The following is a 302-nucleotide window of genomic DNA, read 5'->3' as shown; positions in this document are numbered from 1 at the left end:
TGCAGCATTGCCGTCGGCAGAAGTTCATCCGGATCGTTGGAGATCAGAACATCCAGATTGCTGATGACCGAACGGGAAATGATCTGCTCAGACTGGCGCAGATCCACCGTCTGCATCAGCAATTCATACAGACCAGCGGGTGCTTCATAGTTCAGGGGAAAAATACTGCTGGCAGTGGGTTGCGAATAATCCGCATCAATCAGGAGAACGCGTAAACCGGCATCGGCAAAAAAACCGGCCAGATTAGCCGCGTGAGTCGATTTACCTTCGCCCCCTTTGGGGGAAATTATGGGAAGAATTAT

The 302-nt window shown here is 51.0% G+C and carries 1 protein-coding gene; it reads right to left on the bottom strand.

The window, feature by feature from the left end:
- Positions 1-302, bottom strand: a 302-nt coding sequence (locus tag FE394_RS19320) for a ParA family protein (protein ID WP_319927936.1), incomplete at both ends; no start/stop codon positions are given.

The organism is Xenorhabdus littoralis, assembly GCF_033949345.1.
Classification (GTDB): Bacteria; Pseudomonadota; Gammaproteobacteria; order Enterobacterales; family Enterobacteriaceae; genus Xenorhabdus; species Xenorhabdus littoralis.
Note: the sequence above shows the minus strand (reverse complement) of the source record. Positions and strands in the feature narration are given on the sequence as shown.